Here is a 17,509-nt window from a genome sequence, read left to right as displayed (position 1 = left end):
TGCGCGGCCGCCTCGGCTACGCCTTCGACCGCACCCTGCTCTACGGCACCGGCGGCTTCGCCTACGGCGCCGGCAGCAACGAGCAGCGCTTCGGCGGCTTCCGCGGCAACGACGACTTCCGCACCGGCTGGGCGGCGGGCGGCGGCATCGAGTATGCGCTGCCGACCGACTCCTTCCTGAACTTCTTCCGCTCCTCGGCCGTGACGCTGAAGGTGGAAGGCCTGTACGTGAACCTCGACCGCGGCAACCGCACCGCGGGCGCCCTGGTCGTCAACAACCAGACCGGCGGCGTCGTCTACGCCGTCCCGAACTTCGTCTCCCGCCGCAACGACGAGTTCGCCGTCGTCCGCGCCGGCCTCAACTACAAGTTCGGTTCCTACTAAGATCGGCCTCTTGGGCGGCGCTCCGGCGCCGCCCATTGAGACGACGAGCGGAAAGCCCGGCCTCACGGCCGGGCTTTCTCGTTTTCGAGGATGGCGGGGGAGATGCGCGGGGCACGGGATGCGCTCGAGGCGCCGCCCTCGCGGGAGGGGGCGAACGCGCCGCCTGCGGACAGCAGGCGACCCGCTGGGAAGCGCCCGCCCGCTCGACTCAGATGTCGAGGTCAGTCCCGTCGGCGAAGGCGGCGCGCTCGGAGATGAAGGCGAAGCGGGCCTCGGGCTTGTTGCCCATCAGGCGTTCGACCGTGTCGCCGGTCGATTCCCGCGCCTCGTCGAGGACCGCGACGCGCAGGAGCGTGCGCTTCTTCGGATCCATCGTCGTCTCCTTGAGCTGCGCCGGCATCATCTCGCCGAGGCCCTTGAAGCGCCCGATCTCCACCTTGCCGCTCTTGAACTGGGCCTTGATCAGCTGGTCCTTGTGGGCGTCGTCCCGCGCGTAGGCGGTCTTGGTGCCCTGCTGGAGCCGGTAGAGGGGCGGGATCGCGAGGTAGAGATGCCCCTTGTCGATCAGGCGGGGCATCTGCCGGTAGAAGAAGGTGATCAGGAGCGAGGCGATGTGGGCGCCGTCGACGTCGGCGTCCGTCATGATGATCACCTTCTCGTAGCGGAGATCCTCCTCGCGATACTGGTGGCCGGTGCCGCAGCCGAGCGCCTGGGTCAGGTCCGAGATCAGCTGGTTGGCGCCGAGCTTGTCGCGGCTCGCCGAGGCGACGTTCAGGATCTTGCCGCGCAAGGGCAGGATCGCCTGGGTCGCCCGGTCCCTGGCCTGCTTCGCCGAACCGCCGGCCGAGTCGCCCTCGACGATGAAGATCTCCGAGCCCGCGGTTCCGGCGGCCGAGCAATCGGCGAGCTTGCCGGGCAGGCGGAGCTTGCGGGTCGCGGTCTTGCGGGCGACCTCCTTCTCCTGGCGGCGGCGCAGGCGCTCCTCGGCCCGGTCGATCACCCAGTCGAGGAGCTTGTTGGCCTGGGCGGGCGAATCCGCGAGCCAGTGGTCGAAGGCGTCCCGCACCGCCGTCTCGACGATGCGGGAGGCTTCCACCGTGGCGAGCTTGTCCTTGGTCTGGCCCTGGAACTCGGGCTCGCGGATGAAGACCGAGAGCATTGAGGCGCAGGTCGCCATCACGTCGTCGGTCGTCACCGCGGCCATGCGCTTGGCCTGGTTCACCCGCTCCGCGTGCTCGCGCAGCGCCCGCAGCAGGGCGACGCGCAGACCGGATTCGTGGGTGCCGCCCTCGGGCGTCGGGATCGTGTTGCAGTAGGAGGAGGAGACGCCGTCGTCCTGGACCATCCAGGCCACCGCCCATTCGAGCGAGCCGTGGCTGCCCGGCTTCGTGACCTTGCCAGAGAAGATCGCGTCGGTGACGAGCTCCTTCCCCTCGATGTCACGGGCGAGGTAGTCGCGCAAGCCTCCGGGAAAGCGATGGACGGCCTCGACCGGCACGCCCTCGAGCCCCTCCAAGAGGGCAGGGGCGCAGCGCCAGCGGATCTCGACGCCGCCGAACAGGTAGGCCTTGGAGCGCGCCATCTTGAAGAGGCGGCGCGGATCGAACTTGAGCGAGCCGAAAATCTCGGCATCCGGGTGGAAGCGCACCCGCGTGCCGCGCCGGTTCTGGACGCGCCCCACCGTCTCCAGCCCACCCTGCGCGTGGCCGCGCGAGAAGGTCTGGCGATAGAGCGTCTGGTTGCGGGCGACCTCGACCTCGAGGAGGTCGGAGAGCGCGTTCACCACCGAGATGCCGACCCCGTGCAGGCCGCCGGAGGTCTCGTAGACCTTCGAGTCGAACTTCCCGCCCGCATGCAGCGTGGTCATGATGACCTCGAGCGCGGACTTGCCCGGGAATTTCGGATGCGGGTCGACCGGGATGCCGCGGCCGTTGTCGGTGACGACCAGGGCGCCGGATTCCTCGAGTTCCACCTCGATGAAGCTCGCGTGGCCCGCCACCGCCTCGTCCATCGAGTTGTCGATCACCTCGGCGAAGAGGTGGTGCAGCGCCCGCTCGTCGGTGCCGCCGATATACATGCCGGGCCGGCGGCGCACCGGCTCCAGCCCCTCCAGCACCTCGATGGCGGAGGCGTCGTAGCCCGCTTCCGCGGAATCGGGCGTGGGGGGAGGGGGCGTCAGGCTCACGCGGCGGCGCGCCTCCTCCCGGCTGCCGAGGCCCGCGGCGGGCGCCTTCGCGCCCGGACCGAACAGATCCCGTGCCGGATCGCTCACGCGTGTCCCCCGTGCCGCCGGATTTCGTTTCGCAGCATGTGCCTTCATCCGCTCGTTCTACCGGAACAAACCGGAAACATCAAAGCGACCGGCGCCTGTGCCGGTGCGGTCGAGCATCGCATGGCGGCGCCGTAGCGGCCAAATGCGCCGCCGGCACGGCGGACCCGCTCGCAGGCCCGGCGACCGTCATCAAACTGATGCGGGAGGGATGGTTAAGATCGCCTCACAGCTGATCGCGGACACCGCGACCGTTCAGGGAACCTTTATGTGCGCTGGCGCATTGTCACGGCAAAGCTTTGCCGTAGCGCGGTGTTCCGCGACGGGAAGTGGGAGCAGGACGCCGATGAGCAACGCCGCCGCTCAAGCCCGCCACATCGCCCTCGCACGCTACGAGCGGGCGGCTGGCGAGGCCTTCGGCTTCGCCGAGGAGGCCCGGGATGCCGCGCGGGCTGCTTTCGTCACCCCTGCGACCCTCGCGCTGGCGACCTTCGCGACCGCACTCGCCGCGACGATCACCTACCTGGTCTGAGGGACGTCCGGGGTCTCAGCCCCGGGCCGCCGTCTTCTTGGCTGCCGGCTTGGCGGCAGCCTTGCCGCCACTGGCCTTGCCCGCGGACTTCGCAGCCGCCCGCTTCTTCGGCGCCGCCTCCTCGCCCTCGGACGCCGCCTTCCGGGCCGGAGCCTTGCGGGCTCCTGCGCCCTTGCGGCCGCGCGCGGGAGCCTTGCCGCCGCCCGAGGCACGCTTGGCGTTGACGAGCCCGATCCCCTCCTCGAGCGTCAGGGCCTCGGCGCTCACCGCCTTCGGCAGCGTGGCGTTGACCTCCCCGTCGGTGACGTAGGGGCCGTATCGCCCGGCCTTCACCGTCAATTCGCGGCCCGAGGCCGGGTCCTTGCCGAGCGCGCGGCCGGGATCCGAGGCGGGGCGCCCGCGGCCGCCGCCCTGCTCCTTGGCCACGATGAGGTCGATCGCCCGATTGGCGCCGATCTCGAGGACGTCGTCGTCCTTGCCCAGGTTCGCGTAGGTCTTGCCGTGCTGCACGTAGGGCCCGAACCGGCCGAGATTGGCCAGGATCGGCTCCCCCGTCTCGGGATGGCGCGCCACCTCGCGCGGCAGGGCCAGGAGGCGCAGCGCCTTCTCCAGATCGACCGCCGAGGGGGCGACGCCCTTGGGAAGCGAGGAGCGCTTCGGCTTCTCGGCGCCCTTCTCGGCGGAGGTCTCGCCGAGCTGCACGAAGGGGCCGAACCGGCCGTCGCGCAGCGTCACCGGCAACCCCGTGGCGGGGTCGTTTCCGAGCACCCGCACGCCGGGCTGGCCACCCTCGGACGAGGAACCGTCGCCCTCGCCCTCGATGCCGGTGGCCGAGAGCTGGCGGGTGTACTTGCACTCGGGGTAGTTCGAGCAGCCGACGAAGGCGCCAAACTTGCCGAGCTTGAGCGAGAGCGAGCCCGAGCCGCAATTCGGGCAGGACCGCGGGTTCGCGCCGTCCGCCCGCTCGGGGAAGATGTGGGCGCCGAGGAGCTCGTTCAGCGCCTCCAGCACCTCCGCGACCCGAAGCTCCTTCGTGCCCCCGACCGCGGCGGAGAAGTCGCGCCAGAACTCGCGCAGAACCTCGCGCCAATCGATCTCGGCGTTCGAGACCCGGTCGAGCTGGCCCTCGAGATCGGCGGTGAAATCGTACTCGACGTAGCGCTTGAAGAAGCTCTCCAGGAAGCCCGTGACGAGCCGGCCCTTGTCCTCGGGGACGAGGCGCTTCTTCTCGATCTTGACGTATTCGCGGTCGCGCAGCGTCTGCAGGATCGCGGCGTAGGTCGAGGGCCGCCCGATGCCGAGTTCCTCCATGCGCTTGACGAGGCTGGCCTCCGAATAGCGCGGCGGCGGCTCGGTGAAGTGCTGCGTGGAGGTGATGCGCTCGCGCTTGAGCGGATCGCCCGCCTTCATCGGCGGCAGGCGGCGGCTCTCCTCGTCGGCCTCGTCGTCCTTGCCCTCCTGGTAGAGAGCGAGGAAGCCGTCGAACTTCACCACCTGGCCGGTGGCGCGCAGATCGATCCGGCGCGGGCCGACGCTCGCCGTCACGTCGACGGTCGTGCGCTCGAGCTCGGCCGATTCCATCTGGCTCGCCACGGTGCGGGTCCAGATCAGGTCGTAGAGCCGGGCCTGCTCGGGATCGAGGTAGCGGGCGACCTGCTTCGGCAGGCGGCTCATCTCGGTCGGGCGCACCGCCTCGTGGGCCTCCTGCGCGTTCTTCGCCTTGGTGCTGTACTTGCGCGGGGCGCCGGGTACGTAGGCGTCGCCGAACTCGCGTCCGATCACGCGGCGGGCGTCCTGGATCGCCTCCGGCGCCATGTCGACGCCGTCGGTCCGCATGTAGGTGATGATGCCCACCGTCTCGCCGCCGATCTCGACGCCTTCGTAGAGGCGCTGCGCGACCCGCATGGTCTGGGCCGGCGCCATGCCGAGCTTGCGCGAGGCCTCCTGCTGCAGCGTGGAGGTCGTGAAGGGCGGCTGCGGGTGGCGCTTGGCGGGCTTCGCCTCGACGCTCGCCACCTGGAAGGTCGCGAGTTCGAGGTCGCGCTTGAAGGCCGCCGCCTCCTCGCCGTTGCCGACGTCGAGGCGCTGGATGCGCTTGCCGTCGGCGCCGACGAGCCGCGCCTCGAACACGGCGCCGGCCTCCGTCGCCAGCGTCGCGACGATCGACCAGTACTCGCGGGGACGGAAGGTCTCGATCTCGTACTCGCGCTCGCAGACGAGGCGGAGCGCCACCGACTGCACCCGGCCGGCCGAGCGGGCGCCGGGGAGCTTGCGCCAGAGGACGGGCGAGAGGTTGAAGCCGACGAGGTAGTCGAGCGCACGGCGGGCGAGGTAGGCGTCGACCAGGGCCTGGTCGATCTCGCGGGGCTGGCGCATCGCGGTCTGGACCGCGTCCTTGGTGATGGCGTTGAACGTCACCCGCTCGACCGGCACGCCCTTCAGCGCCTTGCGGGCGGCGAGCGCCTCGATCACGTGCCAGGAGATCGCCTCGCCCTCACGGTCCGGGTCGGTGGCGAGGATGAGCTTCTCCGCGCCCTTCACGGCCTTGGCGATCTCGGAGACCCGCTTCGCACCGCGATCCTCCAACTCCCACAGCATGAGGAAGTCGTTCTCGGGATCGACCGAGCCGTCCTTGGCCGGCAGGTCGCGAATATGGCCAAAGGAGGCGATGACCTCGTAGTCGCGGCCCAGATATTTGTTGATCGTCTTGGCCTTGGCCGGCGACTCGACGACGACGACTTTCATGAACGGGTCAGCCTCTTGCCAGAGCCCACCGCAGCGACGGTCAGATGCAATTGTGTCGGATGCCGGCCGCCTCCGAGGGAGGGGCCATCTCGCCGGCAGAAGTGGTGGAAGGGCGGCGGGATGTCAAATCGCGCGGGCTGCCCGTCCGTCCGCCGTCGCTGGGAGAAGGGGGTCGAACGGCGCTCAGATCCCCGCGTACCACTCGTAACCCCGGTCCTCCCAGTAGCCGCCCTGACCGTCGCCGAGCTTGGCCAACGAGTCCACCACCTCGATCCGCATCACGTACTTCGCCATCTTGTAGCCGAGCTGGCGTTCGAGGCGCAGGCGCAAGGGGGCTCCGTGCTCCACCGGGAGCGCCTTGCCGTTCATGTCGTAGGCCAGGATCGTCTGCGGATGGTAGGCGTCGGTGAGGTCGATGCTCTCGTAATAGCGGATCGGCGTGCCGCTCTCCTCCAGGCCGCCGCCGGACACCTCCATCGTGTCTGCGCAATGGAACACGATGTAGCGGGCTTCCGGCTTGAGCCGGGCGCGGCTCAGGATTTCCGAGAGGGGAACGCCGGTCCACTTGCCGATCGAGCTCCAGCCCTCGACGCAATCGTGGCGCGTGATCTGGGTGCGGGCGGGCAGGGCGCGGAGATCCGCGAGCGTGAGGGCCTGCGGCGCCTCGACGAGGCCGCCGACCCCGAGCCGGAAGCCGGAGAACATGTTCGCGACGAGGGCGCGGTACGCCTCGTCGGGCGGGTCGATCGTGCCGTTCGGCTTGAAATAGCTGGAGATCGCCGTCTCCGGGAATTCGCGGGCGAGCGATTGCGGCGTCAGGAGCAGGCGCTGCACGAACAGGTTCGCGTCCTCGCCGAGCTTGAGCGTGCGGCGACCGAACGCGGTCTCGGCGAGCCGGTCGCAGCCGCCGAGGGCGGCCGCACCGAGGAGACCGGCCGCTCCGCGCAGGAAGCGGCGGCGATGGGGGGCGAGGCTCTTCATCGGCGCTCTCCCGCCTCGATCGTCTCGCCGGGCATCCGTCGGATCGCGAACCATCCCGTGACCATGCCGCGCATGTTGTTCCAGAAGCCCGAGAGCAGCACGAGCAGCACGTGGATGATGACGAACAGGACGAGCAGGTTCGCCACGATGAAGTGCACGCTGCGGGCCGATTGCCGGCCCCCGAACATTTCGGTGAGGAAGGGGAAGGCCGCGTCGAGCCCGGGCGACATCGCGAGGCCGGCCAGCACCATGACGGGCAGGAGGATGAGCACGACCACGAGGTAGGTCAGCTTCTGCAGGACGTTGTAGCGGCGCGCCTCCTCGCCCTCCGGGAAGTGCAGGGTCAGGTGCTCGCGGATCGAGCCGCCGATGTCGCGGATCTGGTCCCCGTCCGGGATCAGGCGGCGCCGCAACTGCCCCGTGCCGAGGCCGTAGGCGATGTAGACCAGCCCGTTGATCACGAAGGCCCAGGCGAACAGGTAGTGCCAGCGGCGACCGGTCGCGAGGTCCTGGCCGGCCGGCAGCGTCGCCCAGGATGGGAAGGCGCGGTCGGTCTGCTCTCCAGCCACCGAGGAGAGGCCGAGCCAGCCCGTGGTGTCGAAGGTGTGCGTCCCGATCTGCGTGATCCCGCGCGGCGTCCCGTTCGGCCCCTCGTCGCTCGTTATGGCGAGGGCGGGCGCGTCGAAGGTGGAAGCCGCGCCCCAGTAGAGGGCCGGGTGCGCGTTGAAGATCTGCAGGCCGCTCATCAGCAGCACGGCGAGGCAGGCGACGTTGATCCAATGTGCGAGGCGGATCACCAGGGGATGCCGGAAGGTCCAGACCCGGGCGGGTCCGCGAGCCTCCTCGACAGGACGGGTCGGGGCCGATGAGAGAGACAAGGGCAGGCGCTCGTGATCCGCTGGCCGGCGCTCGGGAAGCCGCTGCGGACTCGTTCGCCGCGGCACCGCCGGAAGTTACGCGTCTACGTTGGGCAGAACGGGAAGGTTGCGAGGGGTCGTCGTCTCACGAGTTTGTGGGGGCGAGGGGCGCCGAGCCTTGCGGCGCCCGTGCCCGCGACCTATAGCCCGGCCTCGACATGAGTGCGCCCGTGACCCCGAGCTTCCCGCATCGCCACCTGCTCGGTATCGAGGGGCTGACCCGCCCCGAGATCGAGGGCCTGCTCGACCGGGCCGACGCCGCCGTCGACATCTCCCGGCAGGTCGAGAAGAAGCGCACCACCCTGCGCGGCCGCACCCAGATCAACCTGTTCTTCGAGCCCTCGACCCGGACGCAATCCTCGTTCGAGCTCGCGGGCAAGCGCCTCGGCGCCGACGTCATGAACATGTCGGTCGCCTCCTCGTCGGTGAAGAAGGGCGAGACGCTGATCGACACGGCGGCGACCCTCAACGCCATGCGGCCCGACATCATCGTGGTGCGCCACCACGCCGCCGGCGCCGTGCACCTGCTCGCCCGGAAGGTCGATTGCGCGGTGGTCAACGCCGGTGACGGCGCCCACGAGCATCCGACCCAGGCGCTCCTCGACGCGCTGACGATCCGCCGCAACAAGGGCGGGATCGAAGGGCTCCAGGTGGCGATCTGCGGCGATGTCCTGCACTCCCGCGTGGCGCGCTCCAACATCATCCTGCTGCAGGCGCTCGGCGCCCGCGTGCGGGTGATCGGCCCCTCGACGCTGCTGCCCACCGGGATCGAGCGCTTCGGCGTGGAGGTGTTCACGAACATGCGCGAGGGCCTCGGCGGCTGCGACATCGTGATGATGCTGCGCCTCCAGCGCGAGCGCATGAACGGCTCCTTCGTGCCCTCCGTGAAGGAATATTTCCGCTATTTCGGCCTCGATCACGACAAGCTGCGGCTCGCCAAGCCGGACGCCCTGGTGATGCATCCGGGACCCATGAACCGCGGCGTCGAGATCGCCTCCGACATCGCGGACGGGGCCCAGTCGCTGATCCGCGAGCAGGTCGAGATGGGCGTCGCCGTGCGGATGGCGGTGCTGGAAGCCCTCGCGACGCACCTGCCGAACGCGTGATGCCGATGTCGCTTCGCCCCCTTCTCCTCTCGAATGCCCGGCTGATCGATCCCGCCGCCGGCCGCGAAGGTCCCGGCGCGATCCTCGTGCGCGAAGGCCGCATCGCCGACATCGTCTGGGGCACAACGCCCCCGGCGCCGGAAGGCGCGGAGGTCGTCGACTGCGCCGGCCACGTCCTCGCGCCCGGCCTCATCGACATGCGCGCCTTCGTCGGCGAGCCCGGTGCGGAGCATCGGGAGACGCTGGCGAGCGCGAGCGCCGCCGCGGCCGCGGGCGGCGTCACGACGCTCGTCTGCATGCCGGATACGAACCCGGTCATCGACGGGCCGGCCATCGTCGATTTCGTGCTGCGCCGCGCCCGCGACACGGCGAGCGTCAACGTCCTGCCGGCCGCCGCCATCACCAAGGGGCTAGCGGGCGCCGAGATGACGGAGTTCGGCCTCCTGAGGGAAGCCGGAGCCGTGGCGTTCACGGACGGGCTGCGGGCGGTGACCAATGCCCAGGTGATGCGCCGGGCGCTCACCTATGCCCGGGATTTCGGCGTGCTCCTGATGCAGCATGCCGAGGAGCCGGATCTCGTCGGCGACGGGGTGATGAACGAGGGCGAGATGGCCTCCCGCCTCGGGCTCCACGGCATCCCGCGCGAGGCCGAGACCGTGATGCTGGAGCGCGACATCCGCCTCGTGCGGCTGACCGGCGGCCGCTACCACGCCGCGATGATCTCCTGCGCCGATTCGGTCGAGATCGTCCGCCGCGCGAAGGTGGACGGGCTGCCCGTCACCTGCGGCGTCTCGGTCAACAACCTCGTCCTCAACGAGGGCGACATCGGGCATTACCGCACCTTCTGCAGGCTCTCGCCGCCGCTCCGGCACGAGGCCGACCGGCAGGCCGTGGTCGGCGCGCTCGCCGAGGGGCTGATCGACGTCGTGGTCTCGGACCACAATCCGCAGGATGTCGAGACGAAGCGCCTGCCCTTCGCCGAGGCCGCGGACGGGGCGCTGGGCATCGAGACGCTGCTCGGAGCGGCCCTGCGCCTCGTCCACACCGGCGACGTCGCCCTGCCGCAACTCCTGCGGGCGCTGTCGACGCGCCCGGCCGAGATCCTCGGTCGCGAGGCGGGCCGCCTCGCGGTCGGCGCGCCGGCCGACCTCGTCGTGATCGATCCGGACGTGCCTTATCTCCTCGACAAGCGGCAGTTGAAGTCCCGCTCGAAGAACTCGCCCTTCGACGAGGCACGCCTGCAGGGGGCGGCCGTGCTGACCCTCGTCGGCGGCAAGGTCGTGCATCGCGGCCACGACCTCGCGGAGACCGCCTGATGGATTCGGGCGCGGCCGCGTGGCCGATCCTCGCCACCTGGCTCGTGGGCGGCTATCTCCTGGGATCGATCCCGTTCGGGCTGATCTTCACGCGGATTGCCGGGCTCGGCGACGTGCGGGCGATCGGCTCGGGCAATATCGGCGCGACGAACGTCCTGCGCACGGGCCGGAAGGGCCTCGCCGCGGCGACGCTGCTCTGCGATGCCCTGAAGGGCACCGCCGCCGTGCTGGTCGCCGCCCGATTCGGCGAGACGGCGGCCCTGCTGGCCGGGCTGGGCGCTTTTCTCGGGCACCTCTACCCGGCTTGGCTCGGCTTCAAGGGCGGCAAGGGCGTGGCGACCTTCATCGGCGTTCTCCTGGCGCTGAATCCCCTCGCGGTGCTCGCCTTCGCGGCGCTCTGGCTCGGCCTCGCCTTCGCGCTCCGCTATTCCTCCCTCTCGGCCCTCGTCGCCTCGGCGGCGACCCCCTTCGTCCTCTGGGCGCTCGGCGACCCGCGCGCGGCGCTGCTCTTCCTCGTGCTCGCCGCCCTGCTATGGTGGAAGCACGCGCCCAACATCCGCCGCCTGATGGCCGGCACCGAGGGGCGCATCGGGCAGAAGGGCTGAGCCGCCCGCCTGCCGGTCCTTCGGGGGAGGGACCAAGGAGGGGGGATGCAGCTCACCGACGCGCAGCGGCTCGACTGGCTGCGCCTGATCCGCACCGAGGGCGTCGGCCCCCGCACCTTCCGCGGGCTGATCAACCGTTTCGGCGGGGCCGGCCCCGCCCTCGACGCGCTGCCGAACCTGACCGCGGCGCGGGGGCGGCGGATCCTGCCGCCGACGCGCGGTGAGGCCGAGGCCGAGATCGCGGCGGCGGCCCGGCTCGGGATCCGCCTCGTGGCCATGGGCGAGCCCGACTATCCGAGAGCCCTGCAGGCGACCGACAGCGCGCCGCCGCTCCTCGCGATTCGCGGCGAGGCGGCCGTGCTGCGGCGGCCCTGCGTCGCCATCGTCGGCTCGCGCAACGCCTCGGCCGCAGGCCTCGCCTTCACCGAGCGCTTGGCGCGGGCGCTCGGCGAGGCCGGTCTCGTCGTCGTCTCGGGCCTCGCCCGCGGCATCGACGCGCGGGCGCACAAGGCGGCGCTGGCGACCGGTACGGTCGCCGTGCTCGCGGGCGGGCAGGACCGGATCTATCCCGCCAACCATGCCGGGCTGGTGGACGCGATCCTCGGGGATGGCGGCGCGGTGGTCGCCGAGATGCCGATGGGCTGGGAGCCGCGGGGCCGCGACTTCCCGAGGCGCAACCGCATCATCTCGGGGCTCTCGCTCGGCAGCGTCGTCGTCGAGGCGGCGCGGCGCTCGGGCTCCCTCATCACGGCCCGCTTCGCCCTGGAGCAGGGGCGCGAGGTCTTCGCGGTGCCGGGCTCGCCCCTCGATCCGCGGGCTGAGGGCACGAACGACCTGATCCGCCAGGGCGCGACGCTCGTGGCCGAACCCGACCATGTCCTCCTCGTCCTCGCCCCCCTGGTGGCGGAGGTTGGCACCGGCTCGGCCCTCGCCGTCGACCGGCCCGACCTCGCCGACGAGCCCATCTTCTGGGACGAGATCGACCTCGACGGGATCGCGCTGACGGTTCCGGCAGACGGGCTCGCCGAGCCTGCATCCCCCGCTTCCTCCCTCGCGGAAGCGGGGGATGACCGCAGCCGATTGATCGCCTACCTGAGCCCGACGCCGGTCGGGACGGACGAACTCGCCCGCGCGAGCGGCCTCAGCGTGCGGATCGTCCAGACCACGCTTCTCGAACTCGAGCTCGACGGCCGGATCGAGCGCCACGGCAGCGGCACCGTCTCGCTGATCGGTCAGTAGTCGGGGTCGTCGTCGTCCGTCGCCGTGCGGTCCCGCATCGCGTCGAGGCAGCCCTGCAGGATGTAGGTGGCGGCGAGCTTGTCCACGAGCTCGCCCCGGCGCGCCCGCGAGGCGTCGGCCTCGATCAGCGCGCGCGTCACCACCGCCGTCGAGAGGCGCTCGTCCCAGTAGAGGACCGGCAGGTCGAGCAGGGGCTTGAGGTTGCGCACGAAGGCGCGCGTCGACTGGACCCGCGGCCCGGCGCTGCCATCCATGTTGAGGGGCAGACCCATCACCAGCCCGCCCACGGAATGCTGCCCGCACAGGACCTTGAGGCGCGTCGCGTCCTGCGTGAACTTGACCCGGCGGATGGTCTCGAGCGGCGTCGCGATGGTCCGGCCGAGGTCGGAGAGGGCGAGCCCGATCGTCTTCGTGCCGAGATCGATCCCGATCAGGCGTGCGCCCGCGCGCGAAGCCTCGGCGAAAGCGAGGATCTCGTCGGCGGTCACGGCGCGTCCGGGTTTGCGGGCGCCCCGGCCCGTGCCAGCACCGCCTCCTCGATGCCCTCGAAACGGGAGGGCAGGGGCTCCGCTTCGGGTCCGAGGATCGCGCCGGCGCGCGGCCCCTGCAGGGTACGAAAGAGTTCGTCGAGGCTCTCCGCACCGAAGCGCACGCTTTCCAAGTCGGCTCCCATCACCCAGATGTCGTACTCGCCGGTCCCCCGGACGTCCCAGAACAGGAAGGCCCCGTCGAGGGTCTCTCCGAAGAAGAAGGCGCGATCGAGCACGCTCGGATCGTCGCCCGCGACGTCGAAGCGGAAGGGCCGGTCCGCGAAGGCCGGATTCGCGGCGAGCGCCTGCGCGGCGCTGCCCACGCTGTGCGCGATCAGGCCGCCGCGCGTGACGAGATCCGCGGCTTCGAAGGGCAGCGGCGTCGCGATCCGGATGAGGCCGCCCGCGATCCCGGCCCCGCAATCGCGGCAGAAGCTCCGGTAGGAATCCGGCAGGGCGAAGCCAAGCTCCTCCTCAGCCCGCGCGATCTCGGCCTCGCTGGACGGACAGCCGGGGCGAAGGTCCCCGAACACCGCCTGCCACATCCCGCCCCTCCGCACGTCCGACGCATTAACCATAACGAAACCTTGCTCTAGCCGTGCCGGCACCCGTTCGGCCATAGTCGCGTTTAAGAATTCCTTAACCCTTTTCGAGGTCGCCCGTGACAGCGCCGAGCCGGATGCCGCGGATGAAGCCGATCCTGCGCCTCGTGACCTCCGCCGCGGGCCGGGCCGTGCCGGCCGCCGCCCTCGTCGCGGTCGGCAGAATCCGCCCGGAGGCACAGCCCGACGCTCCGGGCGAGCGCCGGGGCTTGCGGCGGCGGCACAAGCTGATGCTGCTCCTGGCGTTCGAGACCCTGGTCTTCGGCTTCGCCCAGGCCGAGCGCCATCCCAAGCGTCCCGGCATCGTGATCGAGATCTCGGTGACTCCGAACCACGTCGTGACCTGAGGCCGCACCCCCCGGCCGACGGTGCCGCCGCCCGCGTTGCGGGCGCGCGAAGGCCGGTGCTATAGCGCGGACGATTGCCCCGGGCGCCGCACGCGGCCGCCCTGCTTCGGGCCTCCCGCGCGAGGATGAACAAGTCAGCATGTCGGTCGACGCACAGACAGTCCGGCGCATCGCGCATCTCGCCCGCATCGCGGTGAGCGAGGCGGACGTGGCGCCGCTCCAGGGCGAGCTCAACGCGATCCTCGCCTTCGTCGAGCAACTCGGCGCCGTCGACGTGGCGAATGTCGAGCCGATGACCTCGGTGACGCCGATGGCGATGAAGAAGCGCGCGGACGTCATCACGGACGGCGACCGGGCGCAGGAGGTCGTCGCCAACGCGCCCGAGACCGAGGACCATTACTTCATCGTTCCCAAGGTGGTCGAGTAGGACCGGAGGCGCGGGCCTTCAGGCCCGCCACTTGCGACGCGCCCGCCGCCCGGCGGGCAGGCCGGCCGCCACCTGGGCGGGCCGCTGAGGACGGACAATCGTGACGGAACTCAACGAACTCACCCTCGCCGAGGCGCGCGACGGCCTGAGGGCCAAGGACTTCTCCGCGCGCGAGTTGGCGCAGGCCCATATCGCGGCCCTCGAGAAGGCCCGCGCCCTCAACGCCTACCTCCTGGAGACGCCCGACCGCGCCCTCGCGATGGCCGAGGTCTCGGACGCGAAGATTGCCAAGGGCGAGGGTCGCCCCCTCGAAGGCCTGCCGCTCGGCATCAAGGACCTGTTCTGCACGCACGGCGTGGTCACGACCGCCGGCTCGAAGATCCTCGAAGGCTTCGAGCCGCACTACGAATCCGCCGTCACCCACAACCTCTGGCGCGACGGCGCCGTGATGCTGGGCAAGCTCAACCTCGATGAGTTCGCCATGGGCTCCTCGAACGAGACCAGCGCCTACGGCAACGTGATCTCGCCGTGGCGGCGCAACGGCTCCGACGCGCCGATCGTGCCGGGCGGATCGTCGGGTGGCTCCGCCGCCGCGGTCGCCGCCCATCTCTGCCTCGGCGCCACCGCGACGGATACCGGCGGCTCGATCCGCCAGCCCGCGGCCTTCACGGGCACGGTCGGCATCAAGCCGACCTACGGGCGCTGCTCGCGCTGGGGCACGGTGGCCTTCGCCTCCTCCCTCGACCAAGCCGGCCCGATCGCCCGCACGGTCCGCGACTGCGCGATCCTGCTCGGCTCCATGGCCGGCCCGGACGCCCGTGACACGACCTGCGTCGACCTGCCGGTGCCGGATTTCGAGGCCGCCGTGTCGCGCGGCGTGAAGGGCCTCACCATCGGCATTCCGAAGGAGTACCGGGTCGACGGCATGCCCGCCGAGATCCAGCGCCTCTGGGACCAGGGCGCCGAGTGGCTGCGCGCGGCGGGCGCCGAAATCCGGGAGATCTCGCTGCCGAATACCCGGTACGCGCTGCCGGCCTATTACATCGTGGCCCCGGCCGAGGCCTCCTCGAACCTCGCCCGCTACGACGGCGTCCGCTACGGCCTGCGCGTGCCGGGCAAGGACATCGTCGGGATGTACGAGAACACCCGCGCCGCCGGCTTCGGCCGCGAGGTCAAGCGGCGCATCATGATCGGCACCTACGTGCTCTCGGCGGGCTACTACGACGCCTATTACGTGCGCGCCCAGAAGATCCGCACCCTGATCAAGCGCGATTTCGAGGCGGTCTACGCGGCCGGCGTCGACGCGATCCTGACCCCGGCGACCCCGTCCTCCGCCTTCGCCATCGGCGAGAAGGCCTCGGCCGACCCGGTCGAGATGTACCTCAACGACGTCTTCACGGTGACCGTGAACATGGCGGGGCTTCCCGGCATCGCGGTCCCGGCGGGGCTCGATGCGCAGGGCCTGCCGCTCGGGCTGCAGCTCATCGGCCGCCCCTTCGACGAGGAAACCCTGTTCGCGACCGCGCAGGCGATCGAGGATGCGGCCGGCCGCATGAGCCTGCCCAGGGCGTGGTGGGCGTGAGCGTCCCCTACTATCCCTGGACCGTCTGGATCTGGGCCGCCTTCGATCCCATCCTCGTCGGCCTCGCCCTCTATCTCGGATGGACGGCCAGCCAGTTCGGCAAGGTCTTCATCGCGGCGATCATCGCTCTCGCGGTCTCGGTGCTGGCCTCCTGGGCGATCTCCGCGATCGGGATCCCCTGGCCCGCGCCGGTGAGCCACGACGGGCCGACCTTCTTCCCCGTGCGCACGATCGGCGCCCTCGTCTGGGCGATGGTCGGCTTCCTCGCCCGCCGGGCGATCCGGCCGCGCGCTTGACCCTCCGCGTCGGCGGCCCGTAACTGACCGAACGAGCGGACCCGACCCCATCCATCCGGCCCGGACGACCATGAACGCACCCGTGAACCCGAAGAAGCTGATCAAGGGCGGCCTGCACGACTGGGAGGTCGTGATCGGCATGGAGATCCACGCCCAGGTCACGAGCCGCTCGAAGCTGTTCTCGGGCGCTCCCACCGCCTTCGGGGCGGAGCCGAACGCGCATGTCTCCCTGGTCGACGCGGCGATGCCCGGCATGCTCCCCGTGATCAACGAGGAATGCGTGGCGCAGGCGATCCGCACCGGCCTCGGCCTCAAGGCGAAGATCAACCTGCGCTCGGTGTTCGACCGGAAGAACTATTTCTACCCCGATCTGCCGCAGGGCTATCAGATCTCGCAGTACAAGGACCCGATCGTGGGCGAGGGCGAGGTCCTGGTCGATCTCGCGGACGGCGAGTCGATCACGGTGGGCATCGAGCGCCTGCATCTCGAGCAGGATGCCGGCAAGTCCCTGCACGACCAGAGCCCGAATCAGAGCTTCGTCGACCTGAACCGCTCGGGCGTGGCGCTGATGGAGATCGTCTCGCGGCCGGATCTTCGCTCCTCCGAGGAGGCGCGCGCCTACGTGACGAAGCTGCGCACCATCCTGCGCTATCTCGGCACCTGCGACGGCGACATGGAGAAGGGGAATCTCCGTGCCGACGTGAACGTCTCGGTGCGCCGCCCCGGCGAGCCGCTCGGCACCCGCTGCGAGATCAAGAACGTCAATTCGATCCGCTTCATCGGGCAGGCCATCGAGACCGAGGCCCGCCGCCAGATCGCGATTCTCGAGGATGGCGGGAAGATCGACCAGGAGACCCGCCTCTTCGATCCCGGCAAGGGCGAGACCCGCTCGATGCGCTCGAAGGAAGAGGCGCACGATTATCGCTATTTCCCCGATCCCGACCTGCTGCCGCTCGAATTCGAGCAGGCCTATGTCGACGGTCTGGCCGGGGGGCTGCCGGAGCTGCCCGACGCGAAGAAGGCGCGCTTCGTCTCGGAATTCGGCCTCTCGGCCTACGATGCGGGCGTGCTCGTCGCCGAGCGCGCCTCTGCCGATTACTACGAGGCCGTCGCCAAGGGCCGGGACGGCAAGGCCGCGGCGAATTGGGTGATCAACGAGCTGTTCGGCCGGCTCAACAAGGAAGGCAGGGGGATCGAGGAGACACCGGTCTCGGCCGCCCAGCTCGGCGCGATCATCGACCTGATCGGCGAGGGCGTGATCTCCGGCAAGATCGCCAAGGATCTGTTCGAGATCGTCTGGACGGAAGGCGGCGACCCGCGCCAGATCGTCGAGGCGCGCGGCCTGAAGCAGGTGACCGACACCGGCGCCATCGAGGCGGCGATCGACGCGATCATCGCTCAGAACCCGGACAAGGTGACCCAGGCGAAGGAGAAGCCGACCCTGCTCGGCTGGTTCGTCGGGCAGACCATGAAGGCCACCGGCGGCAAGGCGAACCCGGCCGCGGTGAACGCGCTGCTCAAGTCCAAGCTCGGGATCGAGTAAGCCGCGCGAGAAGGCCCGTCCGCCTCTCGGCGCGGGCCGCGCTTTCGCCGACATCGTCCGGCTTAGCCGGGAGGAACCGCGGCGGAAAC

General features: G+C 70.6%; 17 protein-coding genes. 11 read left to right on the top strand and 6 right to left on the bottom strand.

The window, feature by feature from the left end:
* Positions 1-383, top strand: a 383-nt coding sequence (locus E1J50_RS10600) for an outer membrane protein (protein WP_425374924.1), incomplete at its 5' end; no start/stop codon positions are given.
* Between the two features lie 208 nt (positions 384-591).
* Here E1J50_RS10600 and parE read toward each other — a convergent pair.
* Positions 592-2,655: a DNA topoisomerase IV subunit B gene (gene parE / locus E1J50_RS10595; RefSeq protein ID WP_132253271.1), complete on the bottom strand. Its 2,064-nt coding sequence runs from the start codon at positions 2,653-2,655 to the stop codon at positions 592-594.
* A 343-nt stretch (positions 2,656-2,998) separates the two neighbouring features.
* On the opposite strand from parE, the gene E1J50_RS10590 reads away from it, so the two are divergent.
* A complete protein-coding gene (locus tag E1J50_RS10590; RefSeq protein ID WP_132253269.1) occupies positions 2,999-3,184 on the top strand; it encodes a hypothetical protein in 186 nt (61 codons plus the stop codon).
* A gap of 15 nt (positions 3,185-3,199) precedes the next feature.
* On the opposite strand, the gene topA is transcribed toward E1J50_RS10590, so the two are convergent.
* The 3 genes from topA to E1J50_RS10575 all read right to left on the bottom strand — a co-directional run bounded on the left by topA (position 3,200) and on the right by E1J50_RS10575 (position 7,788).
* A complete protein-coding gene (gene topA, locus E1J50_RS10585) occupies positions 3,200-5,929 on the bottom strand; it encodes a type I DNA topoisomerase (RefSeq protein ID WP_132253267.1) in 2,730 nt (909 codons plus the stop codon).
* Between the two features lie 183 nt (positions 5,930-6,112).
* Positions 6,113-6,910 (bottom strand): molybdopterin-binding protein, encoded by a 798-nt coding sequence (locus E1J50_RS10580; protein WP_132253265.1) that lies wholly within the window; start codon positions 6,908-6,910, stop codon positions 6,113-6,115.
* Positions 6,907-7,788, bottom strand: coding sequence for a cytochrome b/b6 domain-containing protein (locus E1J50_RS10575; protein ID WP_132253263.1), 882 nt, complete (start codon positions 7,786-7,788; stop codon positions 6,907-6,909). The genes E1J50_RS10580 and E1J50_RS10575 overlap by 4 nt, the downstream gene beginning before the upstream one ends.
* Positions 7,789-7,985: 197 nt before the next feature.
* On the opposite strand from E1J50_RS10575, the gene E1J50_RS10570 reads away from it, so the two are divergent.
* The 4 genes from E1J50_RS10570 to dprA are packed head-to-tail and all read left to right on the top strand — an operon-like array spanning position 7,986 to position 12,093.
* Positions 7,986-8,933, top strand: a complete 948-nt coding sequence (locus E1J50_RS10570; RefSeq protein ID WP_132253261.1) for an aspartate carbamoyltransferase catalytic subunit — start codon at positions 7,986-7,988, stop codon at positions 8,931-8,933.
* Between the two features lie 5 nt (positions 8,934-8,938).
* A complete protein-coding gene (locus E1J50_RS10565; RefSeq protein ID WP_425374925.1) occupies positions 8,939-10,249 on the top strand; it encodes a dihydroorotase in 1,311 nt (436 codons plus the stop codon).
* On the top strand, positions 10,249-10,854 hold the full coding sequence (gene plsY / locus E1J50_RS10560; protein ID WP_132253257.1) for a glycerol-3-phosphate 1-O-acyltransferase PlsY: 606 nt from the start codon (positions 10,249-10,251) through the stop codon (positions 10,852-10,854). The genes E1J50_RS10565 and plsY overlap by 1 nt, the downstream gene beginning before the upstream one ends.
* 45 nt (positions 10,855-10,899) lie before the next feature.
* On the top strand, positions 10,900-12,093 hold the full coding sequence (gene dprA, locus E1J50_RS10555; RefSeq protein ID WP_132253255.1) for a DNA-processing protein DprA: 1,194 nt from the start codon (positions 10,900-10,902) through the stop codon (positions 12,091-12,093).
* On the opposite strand, the gene ruvX is transcribed toward dprA, so the two are convergent.
* The gene (ruvX, locus tag E1J50_RS10550) at positions 12,087-12,581 is read right to left on the bottom strand and encodes a Holliday junction resolvase RuvX (RefSeq protein ID WP_132253253.1); all 495 of its coding nucleotides are present in this window, start codon (positions 12,579-12,581) and stop codon (positions 12,087-12,089) included. The two genes, dprA and ruvX, sit on opposite strands and share 7 nt — an antisense overlap.
* On the bottom strand, positions 12,578-13,168 hold the full coding sequence (locus E1J50_RS10545) for an SMI1/KNR4 family protein (protein WP_132253250.1): 591 nt from the start codon (positions 13,166-13,168) through the stop codon (positions 12,578-12,580). Before E1J50_RS10545 ends, ruvX begins: the two co-directional genes overlap by 4 nt.
* Positions 13,169-13,284: 116 nt before the next feature.
* Here E1J50_RS10545 and E1J50_RS10540 point away from each other — a divergent pair, with 116 nt between their 5' ends.
* The 5 genes from E1J50_RS10540 to gatB all read left to right on the top strand — a co-directional run bounded on the left by E1J50_RS10540 (position 13,285) and on the right by gatB (position 17,420).
* A complete protein-coding gene (locus E1J50_RS10540) occupies positions 13,285-13,572 on the top strand; it encodes a hypothetical protein (RefSeq protein WP_132253248.1) in 288 nt (95 codons plus the stop codon).
* 139 nt (positions 13,573-13,711) lie between these two features.
* Positions 13,712-13,999, top strand: coding sequence for an Asp-tRNA(Asn)/Glu-tRNA(Gln) amidotransferase subunit GatC (gene gatC, locus E1J50_RS10535; protein WP_132253246.1), 288 nt, complete (start codon positions 13,712-13,714; stop codon positions 13,997-13,999).
* A gap of 100 nt (positions 14,000-14,099) precedes the next feature.
* Positions 14,100-15,581: an Asp-tRNA(Asn)/Glu-tRNA(Gln) amidotransferase subunit GatA gene (gatA, locus tag E1J50_RS10530; protein WP_132253244.1), complete on the top strand. Its 1,482-nt coding sequence runs from the start codon at positions 14,100-14,102 to the stop codon at positions 15,579-15,581.
* A complete protein-coding gene (locus tag E1J50_RS10525; RefSeq protein ID WP_132253242.1) occupies positions 15,578-15,877 on the top strand; it encodes a hypothetical protein in 300 nt (99 codons plus the stop codon). Before gatA ends, E1J50_RS10525 begins: the two co-directional genes overlap by 4 nt.
* 70 nt (positions 15,878-15,947) lie before the next feature.
* Positions 15,948-17,420: an Asp-tRNA(Asn)/Glu-tRNA(Gln) amidotransferase subunit GatB gene (gene gatB, locus E1J50_RS10520; RefSeq protein WP_132253239.1), complete on the top strand. Its 1,473-nt coding sequence runs from the start codon at positions 15,948-15,950 to the stop codon at positions 17,418-17,420.
* Positions 17,421-17,509: the final 89 nt, after the last annotated feature.

This window comes from Methylobacterium segetis (genome assembly GCF_004348265.1).
Taxonomy (GTDB): Bacteria; Pseudomonadota; Alphaproteobacteria; order Rhizobiales; family Beijerinckiaceae; genus Methylobacterium; species Methylobacterium segetis.
This window is presented reverse-complemented; position numbering and strand designations above follow the sequence as displayed.

Excerpts from the sequence above, each read along its gene's own strand:
- gatC (WP_132253246.1), top strand. The coding sequence starts at position 13,712 with ATGTCGGTCGACGCACAGACAGTCCGGCGCATCGCGCATCTCGCCCGC.
- E1J50_RS10570 (WP_132253261.1), top strand. The coding sequence starts at position 7,986 with ATGAGTGCGCCCGTGACCCCGAGCTTCCCGCATCGCCACCTGCTCGGT.
- plsY (WP_132253257.1), top strand. The coding sequence starts at position 10,249 with ATGGATTCGGGCGCGGCCGCGTGGCCGATCCTCGCCACCTGGCTCGTG.
- E1J50_RS10590 (WP_132253269.1), top strand. The coding sequence starts at position 2,999 with ATGAGCAACGCCGCCGCTCAAGCCCGCCACATCGCCCTCGCACGCTAC.
- E1J50_RS10545 (WP_132253250.1), bottom strand. The coding sequence starts at position 13,168 with ATGTGGCAGGCGGTGTTCGGGGACCTTCGCCCCGGCTGTCCGTCCAGC.
- dprA (WP_132253255.1), top strand. The coding sequence starts at position 10,900 with ATGCAGCTCACCGACGCGCAGCGGCTCGACTGGCTGCGCCTGATCCGC.
- E1J50_RS10580 (WP_132253265.1), bottom strand. The coding sequence starts at position 6,910 with ATGAAGAGCCTCGCCCCCCATCGCCGCCGCTTCCTGCGCGGAGCGGCC.
- E1J50_RS10565 (WP_425374925.1), top strand. The coding sequence starts at position 8,939 with ATGTCGCTTCGCCCCCTTCTCCTCTCGAATGCCCGGCTGATCGATCCC.
- gatB (WP_132253239.1), top strand. The coding sequence starts at position 15,948 with ATGAACGCACCCGTGAACCCGAAGAAGCTGATCAAGGGCGGCCTGCAC.
- topA (WP_132253267.1), bottom strand. The coding sequence starts at position 5,929 with ATGAAAGTCGTCGTCGTCGAGTCGCCGGCCAAGGCCAAGACGATCAAC.